The organism is Bacteroidota bacterium (genome assembly GCA_034439655.1).
In the GTDB taxonomy this organism is placed as follows: domain Bacteria; phylum Bacteroidota; class Bacteroidia; order UKL13-3; family UKL13-3; genus CANJUD01.
This window is the reverse complement of the sequence record JAWXAU010000118.1, coordinates 1-10792: the sequence shown is the minus strand read 5'-3', so window position 1 is coordinate 10792 and position 10792 is coordinate 1. Positions and strand designations below refer to the sequence as shown.

10 protein-coding genes are annotated in these 10792 nt (G+C 35.8%); 1 reads left to right on the top strand and 9 read right to left on the bottom strand.

The features are described from left to right. Positions 1–588: 588 nt before the first annotated feature. Complete coding sequence (locus SGJ10_08405; protein ID MDZ4758145.1) at positions 589–948, top strand: transposase; 360 nt, start codon at positions 589–591, stop codon at positions 946–948. Positions 949–1678: 730 nt separating this feature from the next. Here SGJ10_08405 and SGJ10_08400 read toward each other — a convergent pair. The 9 genes from SGJ10_08400 to SGJ10_08360 all read right to left on the bottom strand — a co-directional run bounded on the left by SGJ10_08400 (position 1679) and on the right by SGJ10_08360 (position 10642). Beyond that, positions 1679–3067, bottom strand: a complete 1389-nt coding sequence (locus SGJ10_08400) for an NADH-quinone oxidoreductase subunit N (GenBank protein MDZ4758144.1) — start codon at positions 3065–3067, stop codon at positions 1679–1681. A 17-nt stretch (positions 3068–3084) separates the two neighbouring features. Continuing rightward, positions 3085–4545, bottom strand: coding sequence for an NADH-quinone oxidoreductase subunit M (locus SGJ10_08395; GenBank protein MDZ4758143.1), 1461 nt, complete (start codon positions 4543–4545; stop codon positions 3085–3087). A 1-nt stretch (position 4546) separates the two neighbouring features. Further along, positions 4547–6421, bottom strand: coding sequence for an NADH-quinone oxidoreductase subunit L (gene nuoL / locus SGJ10_08390; protein ID MDZ4758142.1), 1875 nt, complete (start codon positions 6419–6421; stop codon positions 4547–4549). Then, complete coding sequence (gene nuoK / locus SGJ10_08385; GenBank protein MDZ4758141.1) at positions 6422–6727, bottom strand: NADH-quinone oxidoreductase subunit NuoK; 306 nt, start codon at positions 6725–6727, stop codon at positions 6422–6424. A gap of 10 nt (positions 6728–6737) precedes the next feature. Next, positions 6738–7250, bottom strand: a complete 513-nt coding sequence (locus SGJ10_08380) for an NADH-quinone oxidoreductase subunit J (protein ID MDZ4758140.1) — start codon at positions 7248–7250, stop codon at positions 6738–6740. A gap of 3 nt (positions 7251–7253) precedes the next feature. Next, entirely contained in the window at positions 7254–7793 is a 540-nt protein-coding gene (locus SGJ10_08375) for an NADH-quinone oxidoreductase subunit I (GenBank protein ID MDZ4758139.1), read from the bottom strand. A gap of 247 nt (positions 7794–8040) precedes the next feature. Further along, positions 8041–8799, bottom strand: a complete 759-nt coding sequence (locus SGJ10_08370) for a hypothetical protein (protein MDZ4758138.1) — start codon at positions 8797–8799, stop codon at positions 8041–8043. Then, positions 8796–9515, bottom strand: coding sequence for a hypothetical protein (locus SGJ10_08365; GenBank protein MDZ4758137.1), 720 nt, complete (start codon positions 9513–9515; stop codon positions 8796–8798). Before SGJ10_08365 ends, SGJ10_08370 begins: the two co-directional genes overlap by 4 nt. Positions 9516–9529: 14 nt before the next feature. Continuing rightward, entirely contained in the window at positions 9530–10642 is a 1113-nt protein-coding gene (locus tag SGJ10_08360) for a DUF4848 domain-containing protein (protein MDZ4758136.1), read from the bottom strand. Positions 10643–10792 lie beyond the last annotated feature (150 nt).

Below are 10792 nucleotides of genomic sequence, written 5' to 3'. Positions count from 1 at the left end.
TAGTCCTATCATAGCTTTGCTGCAAATTAAAGTTATGAATAAAAAAACTGCTTTTACTGTAATAGTAAAATTACCAAAAAGAATGGTATTAAAAAAGGAAAACAATTCTTCAAGTGTTATGCTTGCGGCAAACAATTTACTGGTGGAAAACGCCTAAATAGTGCTGCCCTTTGGCGAGAATATACAGACGGCAAACAAACATATTCTCAACTTGCATCAAAATATACTTGCTCAAAAAGGACCATCCAGCGTAAACTTGATGTAGTAATTATTGAACAAGGAAAAACTTTCCCAAGTGTTGTACACTTGTTAATGGATACAACATGTTTTGGGAGGAAATTTGGTGTAATGGTTTTTAAAGATAGTTATCACAAGCCAAATATTATTTAAGCAGTATGTACAGCACGAAACCAATAAATTATATTTATTTGGAATTGAAGAAATAGCAAGAAGGGGCACTAAAATTCAATCCATTATTTGTGATGGACGCAAGGGATTGCTACAACTATTTGGAACGGATATTCCTATCCAAATGTGCAACTTCCATCAAGTAGCCATTGTTAGGAGATATTTAACGAAAACCCCAAAATGCAAGCCAGTAAAGAATTGTGGGAGCATACATTGCTTTTAAAATGTACAGACAGGGAAAGTTTTGAAGGAGGATTGCAAGCTTGGTTTACAAAGTGGGAAAGCTTTTTAAATGAACAAAAAAATGATGCAACAGGCAAAAAAAGATATGTACACAAAAAGCTAGGAAGTGCTTATAGAAGCCTCAAAACAAATTTGCCCTGGCTATTTACTTGGTATGATAAAATGGAGCTAAAAATACCAAATACAACCAATGCAATTGATGGACACTTTGCAGACTTGAAAAATAAATTGAGAAATCACAATGGCTTATCAATGGCGAGAAAAAAGAAATTTATAGATGAGTTTTTAAAGGCATAATGTCAATAAAATAAAATAGCTATTGCATTAACAACAGCTATTTTATTTTTTATTTCATCGACATCAAGCTATCCCTAATAGGTTGCTCTCCAGCAGAGCCCAAGTCTGTTTTGCCTGATACTGCAAAGATGATTGCAAAAATTATTTTATCGATAAGCTGGATAAAATAAACAGCCTACTTTTTGTCCACTTGAAACAAAAGTCTAAGAAATAGCCTACTTTTTGTCTATTACGCCGAAACTCAATATATAATAGTCCAAAAAAAGGGGGACTAATCCCGAAAGCTTTCGGGATTAGTTCGGCATTACCATTCTAAAAACTAAATCCGCCACAGGCGGAGAACTATTTTAGTTTAAGAATTGGTATTAGCCCCACTCCTATATCAATTCTTTTAGCTATATTTAATTTGTTGTAACCAATATTTAATGAATAAAAATTATTATTTTGTAGTAGGGATGTATATCTTTTATAGTCGAAATAAATTTGGTGTTAATCAAAAATATTATAATTTAATCCTACTCGTAATCGGTTATTTCAATCTCTATCAAAATCCAAATATTTTTCCACGCCAAGGAGCAATCCAAAGCGTTTTGTTTCTGACGCATTTGCATAAATAAGTATATTCGAGGTTAACATTGTAAGAAGGATTTTCCTGAGCATCTGCGAACAAAGGTACATAAAAAATGTTGAATGCATCTACCTTCACATTTGCAGTAAAAAAATTAGGATTCTACGCCAAATCCAAAACCACTCCAGGCATCAATCCCAAAGCAATTAAACCAAGTATACAAACCAATATAACAAATACTGTTGTTAAAGGAACTTGTATAGTTTCGCCATCGCCTTTTTTGAACCACATAGCTATAATAGCTTTGAGGTAATAAAACACACTTATTGCAGAGGTTATAATAGCTATAATAACTAACCAAGGGTATTGTTCATATACTGTGGTGAATAAATAATACTTGCCCATAAAGCCTGCCAATGGCGGAACTCCAGCCAATGACAATAATGATATAGTGAGTCCAATAGCTAACCATTTATTGCGTTTGCCCAAACCATTATAGTCTTCAAAATTTTCTTTGCCCGTAGTAATTAATACTGCAAATGTGGCAATGCTTGCCAATGAATACGCAGCTAAATATAATAATACAGCTTTGGGTACGTTATTGCCATTTGCAGCCACGGTCATTAATAGATAACCTGCATGGGCTACGCTGCTCCATGCCAACATGCGTTTCAATGATATTTGATAAATGGCAGTTACATTTCCGAGTATCATGGTAGCAGCGGAAATGATTGCAAAAGTTTTGCCCCACTCAGCACCCATTGGATGTAAAACACCATTAAAGAAAAATATCAATGCCCCAAAGCCTGCAGTTTTTACCACGGTGGACATGAATGAGGTAATAATAGTTGGGGCACCATTATATACATCGGGAGTCCAGAAATGGAAAGGAGCAGCACCTACTTTAAATACCAAGCCTACCATAGTAAATACCACACCAATTTTAAAAATACCACCTGATTCATTCAATTGGTTATGGGCATAATTATATATTTGATTGATATTAAAACTTCCTGTGGCACCATAAATCAAGGCCATTCCGAATAATAAAAATCCAGTCGCAAATGCACCGAGCAAAAAGTATTTAAGTCCGCTCTCATTACTTCGCTCATCAGTTTTATTACTACCAGCTAAAACATATAGTGGAATAGACATAATTTCGATACCCAAAAACAGCATCAATAAATTTGTATAACTTACAGCTATAATAGCACCACACATACTAAAGAGCATAAGTGCATGCAAGTCGGCACGGTGATTTTCGCTGTAGTTAAATCCTTTATAAGCTAGTATAGTAATAAGTAATCCGGCACCTATAATCAAGCCTGCAAATCCAGAATTTTTATTGATATCGAACATCTTTAAATATTGATGTTCATTAATAAACATTCCAAACATTTTGTCTTCGCAATAGCAACCATAACCCGCAACCACATATAATAATCCTATGAGGCCCAATACCACAACAGGCAATACAAATTTGCGTGATTTGAACAACCCCATCATCATGGTGAGCACAGCAAGTATGGAAAGTCCTATTAGTAATTTCATGGGTCTTCTCTATGCGTTTATTTGAGGGTCATTGTGGTTTGAAAAGTTTCTATCGCTTGTTTCGATATATCGAATATAGGTTGTGGATATACACCCAATATAATAACCAATAAAGCTATCAAACTTAATATAATAGTTTCACGGGAATTGATATCTTTTATGTTGGCTGTGTAACTTGTTACTTCACCAAAGATGGCTAAGTTATATAAACGCAACATATATACGGCACAGAAAATAACTGTGAGACCTGCAATGGCAGCCATATATATATTGATACTGTATAATGATTTCAATAATAAAAATTCACCAACAAAACCGTTTGTAAGTGGCACGGCTAATGAACCTAAAACAATTATCATAAACAATATTGAAAGCTTGGGAGCCTTACTGGCAATGCCGCCCAACTTGGTGAGGTCGCGAGTTCCTGTTCTTCTTTCTATCAATTCAATAGCTATAAATAATCCTACGATATTAATACCGTGATTCACCATTTGTATAACAGCACCTTGCAAACCGTCGATGGTTAAAGTAAATACACCCGCAGCAATTAATCCCACATGCGATAGGGAAGAATAGGCTGCAATTTTTTTCATATCAGTTTGTTTGATTGCAATCCAACCACCATAAACTATTCCTATAATACATAATATAATAGGGAAATTGAATCCTGCGGGAACCATATCAGGAGCGAAAGGGAGGAGCCAACGTATGACACCATATATACCCATTTTGAGCATAATTCCTGATAATAACATCGTGCCCGGTGCTGGAGAAACCGTATAGGTTTCAGGCTGCCAAGTATGGAATGGGAATATCGGAATTTTAACTGCGAAGGCTGCAAAGATGAGCCAGAATACTATTTGTTGTCCAGCGGCATCAAGGCTGCGAGCCCCCATTTGTAGAGCTTCCCAAGTAAAGTTATGATAGCCCGGTGTGTTCAGATATAAATATATTAAACCCACCAACATAAACAAGCTACCTGCAAAAGTATATATAAAGAATTTGATGGTTACAGGTATGCGATTTTCACCTCCCCAGTATGCACATATAAACCATATAGGTATTAAAGTGAGTTCCCAGAATACATAAAATAACAAACCATCCGTAGCCATGAACACACCATTCAATCCGGCTTGCATCAATAATACCAAACCATAAAAAGCAGCAGGATATTCAGGAGTTTTGCCCCATGATGAAAGTAATATAATTGGTATTAATAAATTGGTAAGCAAAATCATTAATAATGATATCCCATCAAGGCCGCCACAAAATGAGATGCCCAAACTTTCTACCCAAGGTTGGTCGAATGCAAATTGAAAACCTTCGTCGCTTTGTGCATCAAAACTCGAAAGTAAATAGATACTAAATATAAGATTTAAAACAGAAACAGTTAGTGCCAAAGTCTTTCCCATACTGCCTTTGATAAACAAAAACAGCAATGATGCGAATAGCGGTATAAATATAAGTAGTACTGCCATTTTATATTAAAAAGTTTAAAGCTAATATTAATAAAACGCCTGCTACCATTCCTATCATATACCACTCAAGTTTGCCGTCCTGCAATAGTCTGAAGAGATTTGAACTTTGTTTCACACACCATGCTATACCGTTTACTATGCCATCCACTATTTGATTGTCGACCACTTTGTGAAGGAATACAGAAAGTGCTTCGATAGGTTTTACAAACAAAGTATTATATAATTCATCGATATAATATTTGTGTGATAATACTTTTGCAATACCTTCTTCTTTTTCATCCGATTCGGGAATAATAGATTTTGTTATATAATAATTGCGTGTGGCAAATATGATAATAGTAAGCAATACAATAGAAACTCCGAGAACGGTAAATTCGAATAATTCGCTTGGATGAAAATGTGATGCCCCTGCTACAATAGGATGCAGAAAATGATTGAGTATATGGTTGTCGCTCATCCATGCTGGCATGCCCAAAAATCCGCCAACAGCAGAAAGTACAGCCAATACCACCAAAGGCAAAGTCATACTGATTGGGCTTTCGTGCAAATGTTCTTTTTGATGGTGCGTACCTCTAAAGTTGCCACGGAAAACCAAAAAGTATAAACGGAACATATATACTGCAGTAATCACTGCTGTTATAGCTAACAAGGCAAACACGATATCAGAATGACCATGTGTCATCGCCAATATTTCGTCTTTACTGAAAAATCCTGAGAAGAATGGAACACCTGCAATAGCTAATGTTCCAATTAAAAAAGTGATATGTGTGATAGGTAATGCTTTTGATAAGCCACCCATTTTGCGGATGTCTTGTTCGCCGCCCATGCCATGTATTACAGAGCCCGAGCCTAAGAATAATAATGCTTTAAAGAACGCATGCGTTAATACATGGAACATGGCCGTAGTATATGCACCCACACCCAATGCCACAAACATAAATCCCAACTGACTAACGGTACTATAAGCCAATACTTTTTTAATATCGTTTTGTTTTAGTCCGATTGTTCCTGCTATCATCGCAGTGGCCAAACCTATATACATCATCAATTCGGATGCAGAAGGCGAGATGGCAAATAATGCATTACTACGCACCACCAAATATATACCCGCAGTAACCATTGTGGCGGCATGTATGAGTGCTGAAACGGGCGTTGGGCCGGCCATCGCATCGGGCAACCATGTATATAAAGGTATCTGTGCCGACTTACCCATGGCTCCAATAAATAATAATATACAAATTAGATTTGTGGCATCACTATGTGCAGATGCATTTTTAAAGACATCAGCATATTCTATACTACCAAAAGAATTGAATATCATAAAGATTCCAAGCAGTAATCCCAAATCACCAATACGGTTCATGATAAAAGCTTTGCGTGCTGCTACACCAAATTCTTTGTTTTTGTACCAAAACCCTATAAGCAAATAAGAGCAAAGTCCTACACCTTCCCAACCAAAGAACATGAGCATATAGTTACTTCCCATTACTAATAATAGCATGGAGAAAATAAATAAATTGAGGTAGGCGAAAAATCTGTGGAAGCCATCATCATCGTGCATATATCCATCGGAATACATGTGTATCAAAAATCCAATACCTGTTATAATAAGCATCATCAAAGTGCTCAACTGGTCTATTTGAAAAGCAATTTGTATATGCGTATTTCCTACAGCAATCCAATCATATAATACTGCGGTGAAAGCACCTGTATCAATTACTTGTTTGAAGCAAAGTATAGAAAGAATAAATGAGCCTAAAACGGTGCCACAGGCTATAATGGCAACCACGGGTTTGGGTAAACTTTTGCCCACCAAACCGTTGATGACAAAACCTAAAAAAGGCAACAGAGGTATGAGGTAAACTAAATCAGCCATTTACCATTTAAGTTTGTTAAAGAGGTTAATATCGGTGGTTTTGAAATTGCGGTATATCATTACAAGCAACGCCAATCCCACAGCAACTTCGGCTGCAGCCACCACCATAATAAAGAATACAAATATTTGCCCTGCTGCATCGCCATGATAGGTGCTGAATGCGGCCATCAATAAATTCACAGAGTTCAACATCAACTCCACACACATTAATAATATAATGGCATTTCGCCTAAGCAGAACGCCCATTACCCCAATGCAAAAAAGTATGGAGCTTAATAATATATAATGTTCTATAGGTATACTCAATTTCTTAGTTTTATATAACGGGTTCTGCTTTCGATTCACGTTTGCCAAGCATTACTGCTCCTATCATAGCTGATAAAAATAACAGTGAGGATATTTCAAATGGAACTACATAATCTTTAAAAAGTACCTTGCCCAAGTTGCCCACCAATCCTATTTCATCATTAGGTAAACCCAGTGCTGGCGACATGGTCGATTTGTGCAAAGCGGCCACCAATACCAAAGCCAATAAGCACCCTGATACAACGCCTATGCCTTTCATCATATTACTTTTTACGGGCTCCGATTCTTTATTCAAATTCAACAACATCAATACAAATAAGAATAATACCATGATGGCACCAGCATATACGATGATATGCACGATGGCCAAGAATTGTGCGTTAAGTATAATATATTGACCTGCAATAGCAAAAAAAGTGACGATGAGAAATAATACACTGTGAATGGGGTTCTTTGCAGTCACTACCAACAGGGCAGAGAAAATAGAAACGAATGCAAGGAAATAAAACAGGTATTGGCTCATGTATTAATCTCGGGTGAATTCTTGTCTTTTGGTTACGTCTATCCTTTGCTCAAGGGCAAGGGGCTCCACTAATTTATCTTTACCGTATATAAAGGTTTCGCGGTTGTATTCGGGTGGGGTAATTCTATCGGTGAGGAAGATGGCTTCTTTGGGGCAGGCCTCTTCGCAGAGCCCGCAAAAAATGCAACGCAACATATTGATTTCATATATAGCAGCATATTTCTCTTCGCGGAATAGCATTTCTTCTCCAGGCTTTCTTTCGGCGGCTGTCATAGTGATGGCTTCGGCAGGACAAGCAACGGCACAAAGGCCACAGGCAGTACAGTTTTCGCGGCCTAGCTCATCACGTTTCAATACATGCATGCCTCTATATACAGGGGCAAATGCACGCTGCTGTTCGGGATACTTAACCGTTGCTGCTTTTTTAAATAAATGACTGAAGGTAATGAACATGCCTTTAATGATGGCAGGCAAATAAAGACGTTCCATCAGGGACATCTTTTTATTGACAACTACTTTCGATCTGTTAGTGAGTAACTGCATGTACGTTTTCGGGCTGCGAAGTTAAGGACACGATTGTAAATTGCAATTGCGAAATATATTAACATTTGAGTGAGGGGGATTGTGGATTTGGGATTTGTTAAAGCGGCGGCTATAATTCAAAACAGTTCCTACTTTGGTGATGAGGTTGTTTGGTTAAGCATGACTATAAATTCTTTCTTTTTCGGGATTGCATTTGCTGCTATAAACAAATGAACATGCGGTTATCTGAAAAGTATTGTAGGAATATTTATAAAATTTTCCTGACCCCAATTATCAAACCTAAGCTGCTAAAAGGCAGTGCTATTTGATTGATACTATTAGAAGGCTTTGACCTATTTACATTCTTATGATAGTAAAAAACGCTTTTCGAATAACTGGGAAATATTTCCTCATGTTCAAGCTTGGCGGGTTTATAATTGAGGGAATTGTTTTGCATTTCCAAAAAGACACAGGTATTCCGACGTATATTATAATCAAAACCAATTCCGGCTTTAACGCCCAATGCAAGGTTCCCAGTCATTGTTTCAATTTGTTGCCATTGCGTGGTATTATAAAAATCGACTTCGCTTGTTTTTTTAATTGCCTTGCAGACGGCTATAATGGGTCCCATAAACAGATATATATTCTTTTTTCTAATTGGATATTTCAACAAGAATAGAGGTGAAAAAGATAGATTGTTTCCACTAATATTAGTTTTTATTCGGTGGTTTCCAGCAATGTTATTTATGATATGATCAGTTTGGATACTGCCTCCAAAATTATAGCTTACATCTAGCCTGAAGCCTATACTGCCTTTATACCTTGTAATTTGCAGTCCCATGTTTATGGCTTTTCCGTATGAAGGGAAAAGAGAAATATTATTCCCCATTGGGTTCTCATGGATTGCTAAGTAATTAGAATTTGTCGGGAAATTAAAGCCTGTATTCGCACCAAACAACCATTGACCTTGGCATTTATTAAAATATACTATTCCAATAAATATCAGTATGAGAAATTTTAGTTTCATTTCTTATTGTTTTTTCTTAAATCTGATAATTGATATTCCAATCCAATATTAATTCCTTTTGAGAGCAACACAGCATCGAACAACCAAGATTGGGAATCTTTAAAAACACTTTTTTGAAAGTGAATACTGATTTTAAATTGAGAAGAGGCTTTCATAATGAAACCAATGTTATAGCCAATATTTCTATTATACTTTTCTTCATACTGGTTCCACTTTTCGTGAGTTGTAAATGGCGTAAGATAATAACTGTAATCATAACTGTCCCAATAAGATTCCTTGAGTAGGCAAAAACTCCAAAAAAAACTTCCAGAAAGTGAAAGTGAATTATTTACAGGTAATACGCCATTCGCAACAATTGGAATACTTGTAAATTTGTAAGTAAGAGTATTAACTACGGAACTAAAAAATCTACTGTTGGGAGGAGGTGTAAACGATAAGTAAACAATCCTGGTTGAATACTTTGAAAACGACAAACCTGTTTGAACTCTGAAATACTTGTTTATTTTATATATGTACGAACCTTGAACTATATATCCCAAACGGGGATTGATAAATCTAATTGAGTCTTCTGTGAAGTGCCTTTCACCATTAATAGTTGTACCTCGAGGTATATGTGGTTTAGACAAATGCATTTGATATTGGATACCTACGGACGATTTTTGTCCGTAGGTATCCAATATTAAAAAGATAGACAATATGGTGAATATTTTCTTCATTTAATAAAGCCAAATTAATAAGAAAATACAATATCTACTTGTCTACTATTCCACCCATTATAATATTTAGTTATTCTAGCAGTAACAGAAGTATGCGACAGGCTAACTGGCGTATTTGGGCTAGTTCTTATATATGTTCGACTATTGCTACTAAAAGTACGAAAAGGCCAATCTATATACTCATCTGTGGTGTAATTGGTTAATGACCCCAAGTCCCAATTTGCACTAGCATTTACGGTATTTTGTTGGTCAAGATCAAAAACGGTATTCCCTGAAAAATTAGAACTCATAGTATGATAGGCTTTCCAATTGTCGTACCATGCCCCCCCAACTCTTCTTTGAAGGCTTTTATTTCTAATGCGATATTTAGAAACTTTATTACCCCCGGCTGCACTTTCAACCCAAAAATTCTCATAAGATAATAATCTAAATCCTCCATCATTACCTTTTTGACTATAACTAAAGGATCCAGAACTGGTATTTTTATTAGAGGTAATATTTTTTGCTAAGGGATGATTTGGGTCAATTACTTCTACTATAATATGATTAATTGCGTCTGTCTGTGTAGCACTAATTAGTGTAGTTATCTTTGTTTTATCCCCTGTTGTCTGCATTTTCTTTAGGTTAGCAGTATATTGATAAATGGTATCGTTAACTATTACAATGCCATATGGATTTGTAATATAGCTATATTCCGAAATATGAATATTCATATCATAATAGTTTGTACCGTCACCCATACTCAAAGTTCTTAACATATATTGGTTACTGCTTGCTAAAGTAGTATGTTGAACTACTGTGGTATCTGATTCCACCGTATCAAGCTGTCTAGCTAATGCGTATTCTGCATCTATTATGTCAATAAATTTGACACGCATAGATTTAAATCCAGGCAAGCCATCTTCCCATACTATACGCTCTGAATCTGACAAAAAGCAGAGACTATCTAGGGTCTTGTTGAAAGTTGTTCGGTTGTCAAATTGCAGAATATCTTGGTAAACAGTAATTCCTCTATAACCAGTTTTGGGCATATCTCCTGAGCTATTTCGTGGACTACTCTTTTTGCAACTCTCAAAATAAGATATTGTTACTGATATTATGATAATTAAATACATTAGTCTTTTCATGATTTGTTAAGTTTAATAGATTTATATATAATTCATTCACCCATTTTCTTTAAAGCGAAATAAGGCTAAAACTTTTATGATGTGAAGAATATTTTTTTATTTATCCATAGTTTTTTCCTTTGTGGTTTATTGGTTTTATTTTTATAGTCC